At 45.2% G+C, this 16,889-nt stretch carries 17 protein-coding genes and 6 tRNA genes; 21 read left to right on the forward strand and 2 right to left on the reverse strand.

The features are described 5' to 3' along the window. Position 1: 1 nt before the first annotated feature. A complete protein-coding gene (gene dinB, locus V7S65_RS29460) occupies positions 2-1,213 on the reverse strand; it encodes a DNA polymerase IV (protein WP_336389080.1) in 1,212 nt (403 codons plus the stop codon). A 310-nt stretch (positions 1,214-1,523) separates the two neighbouring features. Here dinB and V7S65_RS29465 point away from each other — a divergent pair, with 310 nt between their 5' ends. Then, positions 1,524-2,195: an SdpI family protein gene (locus V7S65_RS29465; RefSeq protein WP_079470682.1), complete on the forward strand. Its 672-nt coding sequence runs from the start codon at positions 1,524-1,526 to the stop codon at positions 2,193-2,195. Between the two features lie 83 nt (positions 2,196-2,278). Here the strand turns inward: V7S65_RS29465 and V7S65_RS29470 are convergent, their stop codons facing one another. Continuing rightward, entirely contained in the window at positions 2,279-2,728 is a 450-nt protein-coding gene (locus V7S65_RS29470) for a hypothetical protein (RefSeq protein ID WP_079470681.1), read from the reverse strand. A 109-nt stretch (positions 2,729-2,837) separates the two neighbouring features. Between V7S65_RS29470 and V7S65_RS29475 the strand changes: the two genes are divergently transcribed. The 20 genes from V7S65_RS29475 (at position 2,838) to rpoB (ending at position 16,868) form a co-directional block, all read left to right on the forward strand. After that, positions 2,838-3,590, forward strand: coding sequence for an XRE family transcriptional regulator (locus V7S65_RS29475; protein ID WP_079470680.1), 753 nt, complete (start codon positions 2,838-2,840; stop codon positions 3,588-3,590). 123 nt (positions 3,591-3,713) lie between these two features. Then, positions 3,714-4,040, forward strand: a complete 327-nt coding sequence (locus V7S65_RS29480) for a cupin domain-containing protein (protein ID WP_079470679.1) — start codon at positions 3,714-3,716, stop codon at positions 4,038-4,040. Positions 4,041-4,111: 71 nt separating this feature from the next. After that, the gene (rpsU, locus tag V7S65_RS29485; protein WP_079470678.1) at positions 4,112-4,309 is read left to right on the forward strand and encodes a 30S ribosomal protein S21; all 198 of its coding nucleotides are present in this window, start codon (positions 4,112-4,114) and stop codon (positions 4,307-4,309) included. Positions 4,310-4,395: 86 nt separating this feature from the next. Next, positions 4,396-5,337 (forward strand): tyrosine-type recombinase/integrase, encoded by a 942-nt coding sequence (locus V7S65_RS29490; RefSeq protein WP_407934871.1) that lies wholly within the window; start codon positions 4,396-4,398, stop codon positions 5,335-5,337. A 161-nt stretch (positions 5,338-5,498) separates the two neighbouring features. Next, positions 5,499-5,798 (forward strand): HPF/RaiA family ribosome-associated protein, encoded by a 300-nt coding sequence (locus V7S65_RS29495; RefSeq protein ID WP_079470676.1) that lies wholly within the window; start codon positions 5,499-5,501, stop codon positions 5,796-5,798. A 235-nt stretch (positions 5,799-6,033) separates the two neighbouring features. Next, a tRNA-Thr gene (locus V7S65_RS29500) sits at positions 6,034-6,107 on the forward strand. A 55-nt stretch (positions 6,108-6,162) separates the two neighbouring features. Beyond that, a tRNA-Tyr gene (locus V7S65_RS29505) sits at positions 6,163-6,244 on the forward strand. A 200-nt stretch (positions 6,245-6,444) separates the two neighbouring features. Further along, positions 6,445-6,517: transfer RNA gene (locus V7S65_RS29510), tRNA-Gly, on the forward strand. A 23-nt stretch (positions 6,518-6,540) separates the two neighbouring features. Further along, positions 6,541-6,612 (forward strand) — tRNA-Thr (locus V7S65_RS29515). A 114-nt stretch (positions 6,613-6,726) separates the two neighbouring features. Further along, positions 6,727-6,800 (forward strand) — tRNA-Lys (locus tag V7S65_RS29520). A gap of 72 nt (positions 6,801-6,872) precedes the next feature. Then, positions 6,873-8,060: an elongation factor Tu gene (gene tuf / locus V7S65_RS29525; RefSeq protein ID WP_079470675.1), complete on the forward strand. Its 1,188-nt coding sequence runs from the start codon at positions 6,873-6,875 to the stop codon at positions 8,058-8,060. A gap of 101 nt (positions 8,061-8,161) precedes the next feature. Continuing rightward, a tRNA-Trp gene (locus tag V7S65_RS29530) sits at positions 8,162-8,232 on the forward strand. 103 nt (positions 8,233-8,335) lie between these two features. Further along, the gene (gene secE / locus V7S65_RS29535) at positions 8,336-8,536 is read left to right on the forward strand and encodes a preprotein translocase subunit SecE (RefSeq protein WP_079470674.1); all 201 of its coding nucleotides are present in this window, start codon (positions 8,336-8,338) and stop codon (positions 8,534-8,536) included. Then, on the forward strand, positions 8,537-9,103 hold the full coding sequence (gene nusG / locus V7S65_RS29540) for a transcription termination/antitermination protein NusG (protein WP_079470673.1): 567 nt from the start codon (positions 8,537-8,539) through the stop codon (positions 9,101-9,103). Positions 9,104-9,193: 90 nt separating this feature from the next. Next, complete coding sequence (locus tag V7S65_RS29545; RefSeq protein WP_336389078.1) at positions 9,194-10,381, forward strand: transglutaminase domain-containing protein; 1,188 nt, start codon at positions 9,194-9,196, stop codon at positions 10,379-10,381. Positions 10,382-10,608: 227 nt separating this feature from the next. Next, positions 10,609-11,052 (forward strand): 50S ribosomal protein L11, encoded by a 444-nt coding sequence (gene rplK, locus V7S65_RS29550; RefSeq protein WP_079470671.1) that lies wholly within the window; start codon positions 10,609-10,611, stop codon positions 11,050-11,052. Between the two features lie 44 nt (positions 11,053-11,096). Beyond that, positions 11,097-11,786, forward strand: coding sequence for a 50S ribosomal protein L1 (gene rplA / locus V7S65_RS29555; protein ID WP_079470670.1), 690 nt, complete (start codon positions 11,097-11,099; stop codon positions 11,784-11,786). A 58-nt stretch (positions 11,787-11,844) separates the two neighbouring features. Next, positions 11,845-12,372 carry a 50S ribosomal protein L10 gene (gene rplJ, locus V7S65_RS29560; protein ID WP_079470669.1) on the forward strand — a complete coding sequence of 176 codons (528 nt, stop codon included), beginning with the start codon at positions 11,845-11,847 and terminating at the stop codon, positions 12,370-12,372. 96 nt (positions 12,373-12,468) lie between these two features. After that, a complete protein-coding gene (gene rplL, locus V7S65_RS29565) occupies positions 12,469-12,840 on the forward strand; it encodes a 50S ribosomal protein L7/L12 (RefSeq protein WP_079470668.1) in 372 nt (123 codons plus the stop codon). A 218-nt stretch (positions 12,841-13,058) separates the two neighbouring features. Continuing rightward, on the forward strand, positions 13,059-16,868 hold the full coding sequence (gene rpoB, locus V7S65_RS29570) for a DNA-directed RNA polymerase subunit beta (protein WP_079470667.1): 3,810 nt from the start codon (positions 13,059-13,061) through the stop codon (positions 16,866-16,868). The last annotated feature ends 21 nt before the right edge of the window (positions 16,869-16,889 follow it).

The following is a 16,889-nucleotide window of genomic DNA, read 5'->3' on the forward strand; positions in this document are numbered from 1 at the left end:
TTTATTTAAAGTATGGCATGATATCTTTTTTCGGTGTGTGCTGGTCTTTTTTTCCGGGTGGTATTACGTTGGTACCTTTCATGAGATATTCCCATCCGAAGCGGTTTTTGATTTGATCGATGGCCTGGTAGAGGGCAATCATTTCCTGTTTGTCGTCGAACAGGCTGATCTGGTAGTTACCGTGTACGAGGTGACTGAAACGCACGCCTATGAGGCGAACCAGCAGCCGGCGGTCGTACAGTTTTTTGAAGAGGTCTTTTACTTTTTCCAGCAGCACATGATCTGCACAGGAGTAAGGAATAGACATTTGTTTAGTAACGGTTTCAAAATCGGAGTACCGGATTTTGAGGGTGATGCAACCGGTTAATTTATTTTGCTGTCGCAGTTCGAATGCGATTTTCTCCGTCATGCGTACCAGTTCGGCGTGAAGGAATTGCATGTCGATGGTATCTGCGGGAAATGTACTTTCCGTGGAAATAGATTTCTGTTCATAAAAAGGCACCACCGGCGATTCATCGATTCCATTGGCTTTTCTCCAGAGGGCTATTCCGTTTTTTCCCATCCATGCTTCCAGCAGGGAGATGGGCACTTCGCTCAGTGTTTTTACGGTTTCTACGCCGCGGCGCCTCAGCAGGGCGCCGGTTTCACGGCCTACCATTGGAATCTTTTCTATCGCCAGCGGCGCCAGGAAATTTTTTTCTTGTCCGAACAGGATTTCAAGCTGACCATTAGGTTTGGCTTCATCGGTGGCTACTTTGGAAACGAGTTTGTTGGATGCGAGTCCGAATGAAATGGGCAGTCCTGATTCTTTCATGATGGTTTTCCGCAGTTCGGTAGTCCATTTCATGGAGCCAAAGAATTTATCCATGCCGGAGAGGTCGAGATAAAATTCATCGATAGATGACTTCTCGTAGAGAGGCGCCTTTCCGGCGATGAGCTCCGTGATTTCCCTCGACTTGGCACTGTACAGTTCCATGTCCCCGCTGCGGACAATAGCATGGGGACAAAGCCGCAGCGCGGTTTTCATGGGCATGGCGGAATGAATACCATACCTTCTTGCCTCATAACTGCAGGCAGCTACTACAGCGCGATCACTGCTACCGCCCACCAGGATTGGTTTGCCGAGGAGGCGATTGTCCCGCTGGCATTCCACTGATACAAAGAAGCAGTCCAGATCGAAATGCGCTATTGTTCGCTGTTGTAAAGTGATCATACTGGTAATGGTTTATGGATAAACAAAGGACGGAACAGGGGCAGGCAGTTAAAGCGATTACGGATGGCGGACCGGGCAGAGGGAGGATAGTATAGCAGCAGGCCTGCCAGCCGGAATCACTTTTACATGTGGAGTAAAGTTACTAATTTATTTAGTAATGCTAAGAAAATTAGTAAAAAATATTGAAATTTCCGGTCGCCTCAATTTTCGTAACTTTAGTACAACATATCTGGCAATCAATATGTAATAGATAAGAGAATGGAAATGAAGGAAAACAAGGGAGTATGTGAACATTTAAACTGATCTCCACATGAAAAAACCGGATTTTACCAGGGAATTACTTATCCTCGCTTTGCTGCTGGTGCCGATGGTTTACCTGGCGGTAGTCTTCAAAGACTTACCAGCTGTTTTATCTAACAATGTTAATGCGGCGGGATCTCCTGAGATGGGGACAAAAAATGATTTCCTGCTGCTGATGATCTTTCTCTTTTTCACCAACGGGCTGATCTATTTCCTGTTCCGCTATATTCCACGGGCCGATGAAACCCAGTTGCGGCCTTCTGCTATTGAGATGGAGCATAAAGAGTATTACAGGATCCGTTTCCTGATCCATTCTTACCAGGCGGTATTTACCTGTATTATTATTTTCCTGGTGAGCCAGGGGAAGCCATTTATCATGGAGCGCTGGGCTTTTATTGGCGTGGGGTTGCTGATTGTGGGCATAGGCGCTTACCTGCGTAAGGTGAAGCCTAATAATTATGTGGGGGTGAGAACGCCGTGGACCCTGCAAAGTGCAGAGGTTTGGAGAGAAACGCATCAGATGGCGAGCAATCTGTGGATCAGTGCAGGTGCGGTGATCATCATCGCCGGATTTTTCCTGTCGCTTATCACAGGGGTATTTATCATATTTTTTGTGGCGATTGTGCTGGCGGCATTACCCTATATTTATTCCTTCAGGTTATATAATAAGGATAAAGGATAATTCAGTGGTCAATCAATACATCGGAAAAAAGGAATGGCGTCCCTGACAGGGGCGCCATTTAATTTTATAATCCGGCGGGTTGTTTAGAACCAGCCTTTTCCGAGTGCTTCCCGGAAAGGCCACGGGATGAGGGCCAGGATAACGATGAAGGCAAGACCAAAGAAGATCAGGCCCAGTTTATGTTTTTGCGCATCGGTAGCCGCTTTCTTTATTTTTGATTTACCGATATGTACCAGTGCGATGGCGATGATGGCCATTACTTCGTGTTCTACTGTGAAGAACCGTAAAACCGGGTTTTTCATGGCGCCTCCCATATCAGCTACGCCGGCCTGGGAAAGGGGGCTCATAAAAAACAAAATCAATCCTACTACCAGTTGCAGATCGCAGAAGATCATAAAGAAAAGTCCGGCCTTGCTATCTGCTGCAGTGAATGGTGTTTTGCCTGTTACGCCTTTGAGGGAGCGGATAACCGCCCAGAGCCCTGCCAGCAATATAGCCCATCTTAAGAACGAGTGTACATAGTTAATTAACATATCGAGTTGGATTTTACCGGGCAAAAATAAGCGAAGCGCCCCGAATATATTTGGTAATTCATAAAAATATTTGCTAATTTTGTTAGCAAGGTACTAAATTATTTAGGTTATGTCCGTAGTATGTCAGAATTTGAAATATCTGCGTAAGCAAAAAGCCTGGACGCAGCAAGAGTTTGCCGATAAGCTCGGTATCAAGCGTTCGCTGTTGGGTGCATATGAGGAGGAGCGTGCAGAGCCCCGTACGGAGATCCTGGAACAGGTAAGCGATATGTTCCGGGTATCTATCGATGATCTGCTTCGTCGTGATCTTGGCTCCCAGAAAGATAATTTCCTGGAGAAGCGCCGGCAGCTTAAGCTGGGCAGTTCCCGTCAGGCGATCCAGTTTGTGCCGGTAAAAGCGGCCGCCGGTTACCTGGCCGGTTATAATGATGATGAGTTTATCGAAGAGCTGAACACGTTCACGTTACCCATGCTGGGGGCAGGTGATTACAGGGCATTTGAAATAGCGGGAGATTCCATGCTGCCGGTTACTTCTGGTTCTGTGATCGTTTGTCACAAGGTTGAGGGATGGGATGAGATCAAGAACAATGAAACCTATGTGGTGATTACCTCCCGGGAAGGCATTGTTTTTAAAAGGATCCTGAAGAACAACCGTTCCAAATCTAAGATTACGCTGGTGTCTGATAATCCGCAGTTTGAGCCTTACGGCGTGGATATGGAAGAAGTGCTGGAGTTGTGGCAGTCGGATGCAGTGATCAGTAAGGCGGGACAGCAGAGCCGGATGAGTGTAAACCACCTGGCGGATATGGTGAGCCATCTGCAGGACCAGGTAAGCCTGTTGAAGAAGAAGCTGAAAGACTGATTTCCATTATATTATACAAACGGCTGGACCGGGAGCATGTAAGTCTCCCGGTCCAGCCGTCATGCTATATCCCGATTCTTTCTTAAATTCGGTTATCTGAGAACACGTTAAATCAACCATAGGATGAGATTTCATGTTTCTTTTGCCGAGTCTTTACGACAATTGCAGAAAAGCGATGATGATTTCGCAGTATTGTTTGAACACGGTTCCATGCGGGGGATCATTTTTGCCCCGGATGAGATAGATGGGCAGGAGCCGCATATACAGGACGAGATTTACCTGGTGATGCAAGGGAGTGGTGAGTTTGAAATGGAAGGGAAGGTGGTGACGGTGGGAGTGGGTGATTTCCTGTTTGTGCCGGCAGGGGCAGCGCACCGGTTCCGGAATTTTACGGCCGATTTGCTGTTATGGGTCATCTTTTATGGAGAGGAAGGCGGAGAAATTGAATAATTCTTGTGGTCTTTTGTTTTTTTACAAATGTTGTGTTATCTTTGCGTTCCTAAAAATAAGAGGCAAAAATTATGTTGATCATTGATTCTAAAGATTGCGAAAACATAGACAAGGCGCTTAAAAAATATAAAAAGAAGTTTGAGAAAGCTCGCATTTTACTGCAGCTGAGAACGCGCCAGTCTTTTACTAAACCATCTGTTAAACGTCGTAACCAGGTGTTAAAAGCCGTTTACAAACAACAGTTGGCAACAGGTAAATTTGAAGATTAATATTGCTTAGGCGATAAGCCGTTGGCAACTCAAAATATTTGATGATTGTAAGGTTATTTAATAACTTTACAATCATCAATCTTTTTGTGTTGAACGAAGCTTTATATTCCTTAGCAGAGCGATTCATATCCTATATCCAGCTCGAAAAACGGTACTCAGCGCATACCTGCACTGCCTATCGCAACGATCTTTTCCAGTTTTTTGATTATGTGACCCTCAGTTATGGCAGTACGCCGGTTGGGGACCTCAGTCATATTATGATCCGGAGCTGGCTGGCGAAGCTCATGGAAGATGCCATGACAGCCAAAAGTGTTAACCGCAAGATCTCCACACTCAAATCCTTTTTCAAATTCTGTCTGCGTCAGGGCCTGATTAAACAGTCGCCTATGATCAAGGTCATTGCGCCCAAGATCAGCCGTCGTTTGCCCGGCTACATTGAACAGAAAGGGATGCAGGCGCTGGAAGACAACGTGAGTCCTGTTTCGGTAACTTCCCTGTACATCTTTGCCAACGATTTCGAAGGCATGACCCACCGGCTTATTTTTGAGATCTTTTATCAAACGGGTATCCGTTTGTCGGAATTGATTGCTTTGCAGGAATTCCGGGTGGATGAAGGGAACAAATCCGTAAAGGTGATGGGGAAAGGAGGCAAGGAGCGGATTATACCGGTTAGTCCGGAGCTCCTGGTACAGATCCGTGCTTACATGGATGAGAAGCGCCGTTGCCTGGAGGAATTTGAGAACGGGGTATTGCTGGTGCATCCGCATAGCGGTCAGCGTTTGTATCCCAAGTATGTGTACCTGACGGTGCGAAAGTATCTCACGGAACATCAGATTACTACTTTAAAGAAGAAGAGCCCGCATATACTACGACATACCTTTGCTACACACCTTGCGAACAATGGTGCGGATCTGAATGCGATCAAAGAGTTGCTGGGGCACTCGAGCCTGGCCGCCACACAGGTTTACACGCATAATACGATAGAGCAGTTGAAGAAGGTGTATAAGCAGGCGCACCCGAAAGCGTAGCAGTTATTTTAAGCTTTTAACAAAATATTACGCAGCTAAACAGTATTGCATTGCAAAAGTGACTATATTAGTAATCAAGTTCATTATGCTAAAAGAGAATGCCTATGACCTTCCTTTACTAACTAGAACCTAGATTGTTAAATATTTAAAAAATTAGTGCTATGAACGTACAAATTCAAACTGTGCATTTTGATGCTGATTCCAAATTGATAGATCATGTGAACAAGAAAGTTCAGAAACTGAACACCTTTTATGACCGTATCATTAGCGTGGATGTATTTTTAAAAGTGGATAATTTAGCGCATCAAATTAAAGATAAAATAGCCGAGATCAGAGTTCGAATACCCCGTCAGGACCTGTTTGTTAAGCACGAGTCTAAATCCTTCGAAGAGTCCTTCGACCTTGCCTTTGAATCCCTCGTAGAACAGGTGAAAAGAAAGAAGGAAAAGAAATTTCAATAATTTTCTGAAATAATTTTGGAAATATTAATCTCTTTGCTACCTTTGCCATCCCGATTCAAAAAGAGGGTCGGTAAAGGTAGCAAAGTTCTTTATGGTAGGGCGTTTTCGGGGAAGCAGATAAATTTTTAAATATTTGTAACAAACTGAAAAAAAGATTTTGAGAATTGAAAAAATCTCTTAATTTTGCGCTCTCTTTCAACGAGTTACTTTATTGAAAGGATGTTTTTTGAAAGATGCCAGCATAGCTCAGTTGGCCAGAGCTACTGATTTGTAATCAGTGGGTCGGGGGTTCGAATCCCTCTGCTGGCTCATCGATTTTTATTTGGTTGTTTATTAGCCGGATGACAAAATCAAAAGATAGTTAGGGCAGGTTCCAGAGCGGCCAAATGGGGCGGACTGTAAATCCGCTGACTACGTCTTCATAGGTTCGAATCCTATCCTGCCCACAAAAACAGCGTGTTCCGCTTTTGCCCTTCGCAGAGGCGGAACATAGTTGTTGAGAGGAAGGTGAGTAATTCAGAAGTAGTAGACAGAAACACCCTAAACCTGTGGTACAACAGCCTTTAAAGCTCTTATTTTTATTCTTATAATTCTATAAGTGGAAAGTTGCAGTGTTGTTTGCCGGAAGCTTAGTGAATTAAAAAATGCGGGAGTAGCTCAGTTGGTAGAGCGACAGCCTTCCAAGCTGTAGGTCGCGGGTTCGAACCTCGTCTCCCGCTCGTATTTTAAAGCAATTTTTCAAGCTGTTGTAGCTCAGGGGTAGAGCACTTCCTTGGTAAGGAAGAGGTCGAGAGTTCAATTCTCTTCAACAGCTCATTGAATTTTAGAAGAATAGTTGTAGTGAGTTTTTCAATCGCCTCAACAAACTCCATAAAATTCGAATTTCGGAATTCGAATTTGTTAATTCTGCACTCCGAAATTAAAACTTAGCGTTGTAGCTCAATGGAAGAGCAACCCATTTTTATTTAGGGAAGGCCATGAGTTCAATTCTCATCAACGGTACAAGTTTGTAAAACCGTTTTTTTAAAACAACAATCAATACAATCTTTACAAACCATCTAAAAAGAAAATACAATGGCAAAAGAAACCTTCAAGCGGGATAAACCCCACGTAAACATTGGTACCATCGGCCACGTGGATCATGGTAAAACTACTTTGACTGCTGCCATTACCACAATTTTGGCAAATAAAGGTCTGGCAGAGAAGAGAGGATATGATGAGATCGATGCTGCTCCTGAAGAAAAAGAAAGAGGTATTACTATCAATACAGCTCACGTTGAGTATCAGACAACTGCTCGTCACTATGCTCACGTTGACTGTCCTGGTCACGCGGATTATGTGAAGAACATGATTACCGGTGCTGCTCAGATGGACGGTGCTATCCTCGTGGTGGCAGCTACAGATGGTCCTATGCCGCAAACAAGAGAGCACATCCTGCTGGCTCGCCAGGTAGGTGTACCTCGTATCGTAGTATTCATGAACAAAGTTGATCTGGTAGACGATCCTGAACTGCTGGAACTGGTAGAAATCGAAATCCGTGATCTGCTGTCTTCTAACGGTTTTGACGGTGATAACGTTCCTGTTATCCAGGGTTCTGCAACCGGCGCTCTTGCTGGTGACGAAAAATGGGTAGCTGCTATCGACCAACTGATGGACGCTGTTGATACTTACATTCCGCTGCCTCCACGTCCGGTTGATCAACCGTTCCTGATGTCAGTAGAAGACGTATTCTCTATCACCGGTCGTGGTACCGTTGCTACAGGTCGTATCGAACGCGGTCGTATCAAAGTTGGTGAGAACGTTGAAATCGTAGGTCTGCAGGAAGAACCACTGAAATCTACTTGTACTGGTGTTGAGATGTTTAAGAAACTCCTCGACGAAGGTGAAGCAGGTGATAACGCTGGTCTGTTACTCCGCGGTATTGAGAAAACTCAGATCCGTCGTGGTATGGTTATCTGCCAGCCAGGTTCTATCAAACCTCACTCTGAATTCAAATGCGAAGTATACGTACTGAGCAAAGAAGAAGGTGGCCGTCACACTCCGTTCTTCAACAAATACCGTCCTCAGTTCTACTTCCGTACTACTGACGTAACCGGTGAAGTTGAATTACCAGCAGGTGTTGAAATGGTTATGCCTGGTGATAACGTTAGCCTGACAGTTAAACTGATCCAGCCTATCGCTATGGACAAAGGTCTGAAGTTCGCTATCCGTGAAGGTGGTCGTACAGTAGGTGCAGGTCAGGTTACTGAAATCCTGAAATAAGCATCTGAATTATATTAAAAGCCATTAGCTTTGGCTATTAAACGTCAACATTTTTTTATATATTTGCTGACGCCGAAAGCTGAGTGCTAATGGCTTTATACACGGGTATGGTGCAACGGTAGCATACGGGTCTCCAAAACCTTTGATCTGGGTTCGAATCCTAGTACCCGTGCAAGGTTTATAGAAAATAATTAAATGGTTGAGTTGTTACAATAAGACAAGTCAACCATTTTTTAGGCTTTAAACAATTGACCATAAATAGTTAACTTTATATAATGAATAAGATCAGAAACTATTTCCGCGAGTCTTATCATGAATTGGTTTACAAGGTGTCCTGGCCTACCTGGCAAGAGCTCCAGTCTTCTACCATGATTGTGCTGATAGCAACAATATTTGTTACCGGGCTGGTTTGGGGTATGGATGCCGCTTCCAACTTCGTGTTAACTCACTATTACCAAATTTTCAAAGCTAAATAAATGGATGCAGCCAATCTTCCTGCTCAGGAAACAAAGTGGTATGTACTCCGCGTTGTTAGTGGCAAGGAAAAAAAAGTGAAGGAATACCTGGATATTGAAGTACGCCGCTCCGATTGGGGTAACGTAATCAGCCAGATCTTCCTGCCGGTAGAAAAAGTTTATAAAGTGCAGGCCGGTAAAAAGGTGATGCGTGAAAAGAACTTCTATCCCGGATATGTGATGATCGAAGCAGTAGATGGTAAGATGACCGATGAGGTAATACAGGCCATACGTAACGTATCCGGTGTTATCCATTTCCTCGGAAAGGAAAAGCCTATCGCACTCCGTAAATCTGAAGTAAACAAAATGTTAGGTAAGGTGGATGAACTGAGCGATCAGGGACTGACCATGAGCGAGCCTTTCATTGTTGGTGAAACCATTAAAATCATTGATGGTCCGTTCAACGACTTCAATGGTGTGATTGAGGAAGTAATTGAAGACAAGAAAAAACTGAAAGTAACTGTAAAGATCTTTGGCCGTGCTACTCCGGTAGAGCTGAACTTTATGCAGGTAGAGAAACTTTCCTGATAACTTATATAACATCTTTATTGAAAAGCGTTCCGTTTATGCGGAACGCTTTTTCTCGTTTATCCAATATACGTCCTATATCTATTGATTATGAAATCAGTGATTGCTGTGATGCTCGGACTCCTGCTGGTTGTTGAGGCAGGTGCTCAGTCCGGGAAATCTGTTAAGCCGGCCGCAACAGCGGCCATTGTTTCCATTCCGGAAGAAGCCACCACTTCTCCCGAAGTGATGGCCAGATGGCTGAAGGCCCATACAGGGAACAGTATGGCTTTGCAGCGCGCGCTGTTTAACTGGATGGCTACGCACATCGCCTATGATGCAGAAAACATAAACCGCGTGAGCAGTTACCGGGATTCTGCTGCAGCCATGCTAAAAACGCTGCGTACGCGGAAGGGGCTTAGTACTGATTATGCTGTATTATATGCCCGGGTATGCCGGGAAGCTGGTATAACTGCCGTGGTGGTAACGGGCTACGGGTTACAGAACGATATTATGCTGCCAACCGGTTCGCACGACTGGGTGGTGGCAAAGAATGGAAGTCAGTGGACGATAACTGATCCCACCTGGGGAGCCGGGGTAGTGGATAACGGCCGTTTTATCCAGCGGACCAACTGGACCTGGTTCCAGGCGGCGCCGCAGGTGGCGGTAAAAACCCATATGCCTTACGACCCCATGTGGCAGATGTTACCGTTTCCGCTGCGTCATGATGAGCTGGGCAGCCAGGCTTTTGCTGCTGCGGCCAAACGCCCCGTTTTTGCTTATAACGATACGTTGAATAACTGGTTCCGGCAATCGCGGCTGCAGCGGTTAGAGTATGCAGCTGCGAGGATCCGCCGGTTTGGAGGAGCGGCCAATCCGTTTATCATGACGGAGCTGGACTGGATGGACCAGTCGATAAAGGTGCTGGCGGCCAACCAGGAAATAGAGGCGCGGAACCGGCGGGTAGATCAGTTTAACGGGGTGAGCCGGGACTACACGGAGATTGTGAAGCTATATAATGAGTATGTTGATTTTAAGAACCGGCAGTTTGTACCGGAGGTAAAGGATGAGGTGCTGAGGAAGATGATTGACGGGATAGCGGGGAAGCTGGCTGCAGCAGAGAAGGCACTATCCGGGCTGGAAGGTAATGATGATGCCATGAAAGACAATATAGCGGCATTGCAGCAGGCGGTTACCGGGATGAAGGAAAAGGTGGGGACTGAGCAGCTGTTTGTAAGTAAGTATATAAAGACGGAGAAAGGGAAGCGGAAAGAATTGTTATATGCAAGTGGGAGATAAGTTGTAACTTTGCCGGCTTCGGAGAGTAAGGAAATTTTACGGGAAATGCAATAGATTTGTAAAAAAAATCTCATCCAAAGCAAAAAGGATGCCCAATTTCAAATACTTTTTGACAATTTCATAATAATATATACCTTTGCATCCCCTTTAAAAGGTTATTTTTAGTCTTTTACTTTTGGGAGTCTTCTGTTTGGCAGAGGGCGTTTAACCAAATTAAATTAAGAAACATGGCAAAAGAAATCGCAACGTACGTGAAATTGCAGGTGAAAGGCGGCCAGGCCAATCCTGCACCTCCAATTGGTCCCGCGCTGGGTTCCAAAGGTGTGAACATCATGGAGTTCTGCAAACAGTTTAATGCCCGTACCCAGGATAAAATGGGTAAAGTATTGCCTGTGTTGCTGACTGTTTACACTGACAAATCTTTCGACTTCGTAATTAAAACTCCTCCGGCACCTGTACAGCTGCTGGAAGCTGCTAAATTGCAGAGTGGTTCTAAAGAACCTAACCGTAACAAGGTGGGTAAAGTTTCCTGGGCTCAGGTAGAAGCTATCGCACAAGACAAGATGGCTGATCTGAACTGCTTTACGCTGAACAGCGCTATGAAAATGGTAGCTGGTACTGCTCGTAGCATGGGTATTACTGTTGATGGTAAAGCCCCTTGGGAAAACTAATTGTTTCACCCTGTTGAGGCAGGATCTTAAAATCATTTTGACAAATGGCAACTAAAAAGAGAAAAGTAGCTGACGCTAAGCTCGAAAAAAATAAGGTTTACAGCCTGAAAGAGGCTTCCAGCTTAGTTAAAGATATTAACTGTACTAAATTCGACAGCTCTGTCGATTTACATATCCGCTTAGGCGTTGATCCTAAGAAAGCAGACCAGGCTATCCGTGGTTCCGTAACGCTTCCACACGGTACTGGTAAAACTAAAAGGGTGTTAGTGCTTTGCACACCTGATAAAGAAGCTGCTGCAAAAGAAGCAGGTGCTGATTTCGTTGGACTGGATGAGTTCATCCAGAAGATCGAAGCTGGCTGGACTGATGTAGATGTAATCGTAGCTACTCCTTCTGTAATGCCGAAGATCGGTAAACTGGGTAAGATTTTAGGTCCCCGTAACCTGATGCCAAACCCTAAGACCGGTACTGTTACAAACGACGTTGCAGCTGCAGTAAACGATGTTAAAGGCGGTAAAATCACTTTCAAGGTAGATAAGGCTGGTATCATCCACGCTTCTATCGGTCGTGTATCTTTCGCATCTGATAAAATTGAGCAGAACTCTTTAGAGCTGATCAATGCTATCATCAAGCTGAAACCAGCTACTGCAAAAGGTACTTACCTGAGAGGTCTGTCTATGGCTAGCACCATGAGTCCTGGTATTGTTATCGATACTAAATCTGTTCAAAACTAATTGATCACGAGTTGTAGCCGTTATCTGCAAAGATGGGGCTTGCTACAAACGTTATAATATGAATAAAGATCAAAAAAATGATGCGATCGAACTGCTGAAAAGTAAGTTCTCTCAATACAGCAACTTTTATGTCACTAATACCGAATCATTAACGGTAGCGCAGGTGAATGACCTGAGGAAAGTGTGCTTCGATAAGCAGGTGGAAATGAAGGTGGCTAAGAACACCCTGATCCGTAAGGCTTTGGAATCCCTGGACAGCGAAAAATATGCAGGTGTATTTGACAGTCTGCATGGTGTAACTGCCCTGATGTTCTCTGACAGCCCGAAAGAGCCGGCTCTGATCATCTCTGCATTCCGTAAAGCGAACGGTAAACTGGAAAAACCAGTACTGAAAGCTGCATTTGTTGCTGACGAAGTATTCGTAGGTGACAACCAGCTGGTTGCTTTAACCAACATCAAGACCAAGAACGAGCTTATCGGCGAAGTTATCGGTCTGTTGCAATCTCCTGCAAAGCGCGTTATTGCTGCTTTACTGGAAAAAGGCAAGAAAGAAGAAGCTGGGGTGGAAGCACCTGCGGCAGAATAGTGTGGATGGCCTTTGGCTACCCGCATTCAAAATTGGCTTCCAAGTCACAATATAATTAACAACAACATTACAAACATTACATTAAAACATTATAAAATGGCAGACGTAAAAGCATTAGCTGAACAATTAGTAGGTTTAACTGTTAAGGAAGTACAGGAACTCGCAGATGTACTGAAATCTGAGTATGGCATCGAACCAGCTGCTGCTGCAGTTGTAGTTGCTGCTGGTGGTGGCGAAGCTGCTGCTGTTGAAGAGAAAACTGCCTTCAATGTTGTACTGAAAGCTGCAGGTGCAAGCAAACTGAACGTTGTTAAGATCGTTAAAGATCTGACCGGCTTAGGTCTGAAAGAAGCGAAAGAACTGGTTGACGGTGCGCCTAAATCCATCAAGGAAGGCGTTAGCAAAGCTGAGGCAGAAGACCTGAAAGCTAAGCTGACCGAAGCTGGTGCTGAAGTTGAAATTCAGTAATTCTTTGCTTAAGTATACATCTTTTAAAGGTCAAAAGTGCTTTTGCACTTTTGGCCTTATTCCCTTTGGGAAAGTGTCTTTTTCAGAGAGTCAAAACGGGGAATCACTTTTAGGTGACTTTGACCACGTGCAGAAGGCATAAATAAATTGGGATGGTATTGGCAAAGAAATCTTAATTTCCCTAATTCTTACAAGTCATATAACTGCTAACTTCGAATATGTCTCTAAAAAAAGCCCAAACAAACGAAAGAGTAAATTTTGGAAAGATCAAACAAGTTACTGAGACACCGGATCTGTTGGCTATCCAAATCCAATCTTTCAAGGATTTCTTCCAATTAGAAACCACACCAGACAAGCGAAACAACGAAGGCCTTTTTAAAGTATTTAAAGAGAACTTCCCGATTACGGATACCAGAAATATCTTTAATCTGGAATTCCTTGATTATTTCGTGGATCCGCCGCGTTATACGATCGAGGAGTGTATTGAGCGTGGGCTTACTTATTCTGTACCGTTGAAAGCGAAACTCCGCCTCAGCTGTAATGATGAGGAGCATGTGGATTTCCAGACGATTGTCCAGGATGTGTTCTTAGGTAACATTCCTTACATGACTCCAAGAGGTACTTTCGTTATTAATGGTGCTGAGCGTGTTGTTGTATCCCAACTGCACCGTTCACCTGGTGTTTTCTTTGGTCAATCTGTACATCCGAACGGAACCAAGATCTACTCTGCAAGGGTGATCCCGTTCAAGGGCGCATGGATGGAGTTTGCAACGGACATCAACAACGTGATGTACGCTTACATCGACCGTAAGAAGAAATTCCCGGTTACCACCCTGTTGCGTGCCATCGGCTATGAAACAGATAAAGATATTCTGCAGCTGTTTGGCATGGCAGATGAAGTAAAAGCAGACAAAAAAAGTCTTGATAAATATGCCGGCAAGAAGCTGGCTGCCCGCGTTTTAAGAAGCTGGGTGGAAGACTTTGTGGATGAAGATACTGGTGAAGTGGTGAGCATCGAGCGTAATGAAATTATGCTGGAGCGCGATAGCATCCTGGATGAAGCGAATATCGAAACCATCGTAGACATGGGATTGAAAAGCGTGTTTGTTCAGAAAGAAGAGGTGAGTGGTGATTTCTCCATCATCTACAATACATTAAACAAGGATACATCTAACTCCGAGCTGGAAGCCGTTCAGCACATCTACCGCCAGTTGCGCGGAGCAGATGCGCCGGATGATGAAACAGCAAGGGGTATTATTGATAAATTGTTCTTCTCCGACAAACGTTACGATTTAGGTGACGTTGGCCGTTACAAGATCAACAGAAAATTAGGTCTTCCTACTCCGTTAGACATGAAAGTGCTGACGAAGGACGACATCATCTCCATCATCAAGTACCTGGTACAGCTCACCAATGGTAAGGCGGAAATCGATGATATCGATCACCTGTCTAACCGCCGTGTACGTACTGTAGGCGAGCAGTTATATGCTCAGTTTGGTGTTGGTCTTGCACGTATGGCACGTACCATCCGTGAAAGAATGAACGTACGTGATAACGAAGTATTTACGCCGGTAGACCTGATCAATGCGAGGACCCTGTCTTCCGTGATCAACTCCTTCTTCGGTACTTCCCAGTTGTCACAGTTCCTGGATCAAACAAACCCACTGTCTGAAATCACGCACAAACGCCGTATTTCCGCTCTCGGACCCGGTGGTTTGAGTCGTGAAAGAGCAGGCTTTGAGGTGCGTGACGTTCACTACAGCCACTATGGCCGTTTGTGTACAATTGAAACACCGGAAGGTCCGAACATCGGTCTGATCTCTACCCTTTGCGTTCACGCGAAGGTGAATGAGATGGGCTTTATTGAAACACCTTACCGTAAAGTAAGAGATGGTAAAGTGGACATGCATAAAGTGGAGTTCCTGAGCGCTGAAGAAGAAGATTCTGTGAAGATTGCACAGGCCAACGCCCCACTGGATGACAAAGGACACTTTGTAAATGATAAGGTAAAATCCCGCGAAACCGGTGACTTCCCGATCCTCGACAGAGATGAAGTGGAATTCATGGACGTGGCTCCTAACCAGATCGTAGGTTTGAGTGCATCATTGATTCCGTTCCTGGAACATGATGATGCCAACCGTGCGTTGATGGGATCAAACATGCAACGTCAGGCCGTGCCACTGCTGAATCCGGAAGTTCCTATTGTAGGTACCGGTCTGGAAGGCAAGGCAGCGCGTGACTCCCGTTTGCAGATTACTGCAGATGGTAATGGTGTGATCGAATTTGTGGATGCAAATGAAATCCATGTTCGTTACGAGCGTGATGAAATGCAGAAACTGGTGAGCTTTGAAGACGATCTGATCGTTTACACACTGACCAAATTCGTAAAAACCAACCAGAGCACCTGTATTAACCTCAGACCTTGCGTAAAGAAAGGTCAGCGCGTTAAGGATGGCGACTTCTTAACAGAAGGTTACGCTACCCGTGGTGGTGAACTGGCGCTGGGACGCAACCTGAAGGTAGCGTTCATGCCATGGAAAGGTTACAACTTTGAGGATGCGATCGTAATTTCTGAGCGTGTTGCACGTGAGGATCTGTTTACTTCCATCCACATTGATGAATATGAACTGGAAGTTCGTGATACCAAACTGGGTGAAGAAGAACTGACTCCGGATATTCCTAACGTAAGTGAAGAGGCTACAAAAGACCTCGACCAGAACGGTATCATCCGTGTTGGTGCGCACATCAAGGAAGGCGATATCCTGATCGGTAAAATCACTCCGCGTGGTGAATCTGATCCTTCTCCTGAAGAAAAGCTGTTAAGGGCGATCTTTGGTGACAAGGCTTCTGATGCGAAAGACGCTTCATTGAAAGCGCCTCCGTCAACAGAAGGTGTGGTGATTGATAAGAAACTGTTCAGTCGCGCCAAAAAAGATAAAAATTCCAAAACCCGCGAGAAAGCAGCTATCGAGAAACTGGAGAAAATTCACCAGAAGAATGCGGAAGACCTGCTGGAAGTGCTGATGAGCAAGTTGCTGGTATTACTGAAGGATAAAACCTCTCAGGGTATTACCAACACTTACGGTGAAGTATTGATCTCAAAGGGTTCCAAGTTCTCTCCGAAGAACCTGGTAAATATTGATTTCATGAACGTGAATCCGCTGGGCTGGACAACAGACGAAGTGGTGAACGATCAGATCAATACCCTGCTGCATAACTATAACATCAAGTTCAACGAAGAGCTGGGTCGTTACAAACGTGAGAAGTTCAACATCTCTATTGGTGATGAGCTGCCAGCGGGCGTACTGAAACTGGCGAAGGTTTACCTGGCCAGCAAGCGTAAGTTGAAAGTGGGTGATAAGATGGCGGGACGTCACGGTAACAAGGGTATCGTAGCCAAGATTGTGCGTGATGAAGACATGCCGTTCCTGGAAGATGGTACACCACTGGATATCGTACTGAACCCACTCGGGGTACCTTCCCGTATGAACCTCGGACAGATCTACGAAACCGTATTAGGTTGGGCAGGTCTGAAACTGGGCGTACGTTTTGCGACTCCGATCTTTGACGGTGCTACTACAGAGGAAATTGCTGATTATATCAAGGAAGCAGGCTTACCAAGCTTTGGTCACGCTTACCTGCATGACGGTGAAACGGGCGACCGTTTCCACCAGAAAGCAACCGTAGGTGTTATCTACATGCTTAAACTGAGCCACATGGTGGATGATAAGATGCACGCCCGTTCTATCGGACCGTACAGTCTCATTACCCAACAGCCGCTGGGTGGTAAAGCCCAGTTTGGTGGTCAGCGTTTTGGTGAGATGGAGGTATGGGCACTGGAAGCATATGGTGCATCCAACATCCTGCAGGAACTGCTTACTATTAAATCCGATGATATCGTGGGTCGTGCCAAAGCATATGAATCTATCGTGAAGGGAGACAACATACCGAAAGCCGGTGTGCCTGAATCCTTCAATGTATTGATCCATGAATTGCGTGGTCTGGGTCTGGATCTGAAATTTGACTAAGAGCTTTTAGCTACCAGCCAT

The sequence above is a fragment of the Chitinophaga sp. CCNWYY40 genome (assembly GCF_037483205.1).
GTDB classification, from domain to species: domain Bacteria; phylum Bacteroidota; class Bacteroidia; order Chitinophagales; family Chitinophagaceae; genus Chitinophaga; species Chitinophaga ginsengisegetis.

Coding starts and splice junctions, on each gene's coding strand:
- tuf (WP_079470675.1), top strand. CDS start 6,873: ATGGCAAAAGAAACCTTCAAGCGGGATAAACCCCACGTAAACATTGGT.
- V7S65_RS29495 (WP_079470676.1), top strand. CDS start 5,499: ATGAACGTACAAATTCAAACTGTGCATTTTGATGCTGATTCCAAATTG.
- rplK (WP_079470671.1), top strand. CDS start 10,609: ATGGCAAAAGAAATCGCAACGTACGTGAAATTGCAGGTGAAAGGCGGC.
- V7S65_RS29545 (WP_336389078.1), top strand. CDS start 9,194: ATGAAATCAGTGATTGCTGTGATGCTCGGACTCCTGCTGGTTGTTGAG.
- rplA (WP_079470670.1), top strand. CDS start 11,097: ATGGCAACTAAAAAGAGAAAAGTAGCTGACGCTAAGCTCGAAAAAAAT.
- nusG (WP_079470673.1), top strand. CDS start 8,537: ATGGATGCAGCCAATCTTCCTGCTCAGGAAACAAAGTGGTATGTACTC.
- V7S65_RS29470 (WP_079470681.1), bottom strand. CDS start 2,728: ATGTTAATTAACTATGTACACTCGTTCTTAAGATGGGCTATATTGCTG.
- rplJ (WP_079470669.1), top strand. CDS start 11,845: ATGAATAAAGATCAAAAAAATGATGCGATCGAACTGCTGAAAAGTAAG.
- dinB (WP_336389080.1), bottom strand. CDS start 1,213: ATGATCACTTTACAACAGCGAACAATAGCGCATTTCGATCTGGACTGC.
- V7S65_RS29465 (WP_079470682.1), top strand. CDS start 1,524: ATGAAAAAACCGGATTTTACCAGGGAATTACTTATCCTCGCTTTGCTG.
- secE (WP_079470674.1), top strand. CDS start 8,336: ATGAATAAGATCAGAAACTATTTCCGCGAGTCTTATCATGAATTGGTT.
- V7S65_RS29480 (WP_079470679.1), top strand. CDS start 3,714: ATGAGATTTCATGTTTCTTTTGCCGAGTCTTTACGACAATTGCAGAAA.
- rpsU (WP_079470678.1), top strand. CDS start 4,112: ATGTTGATCATTGATTCTAAAGATTGCGAAAACATAGACAAGGCGCTT.
- V7S65_RS29475 (WP_079470680.1), top strand. CDS start 2,838: ATGTCCGTAGTATGTCAGAATTTGAAATATCTGCGTAAGCAAAAAGCC.
- rplL (WP_079470668.1), top strand. CDS start 12,469: ATGGCAGACGTAAAAGCATTAGCTGAACAATTAGTAGGTTTAACTGTT.
- rpoB (WP_079470667.1), top strand. CDS start 13,059: ATGTCTCTAAAAAAAGCCCAAACAAACGAAAGAGTAAATTTTGGAAAG.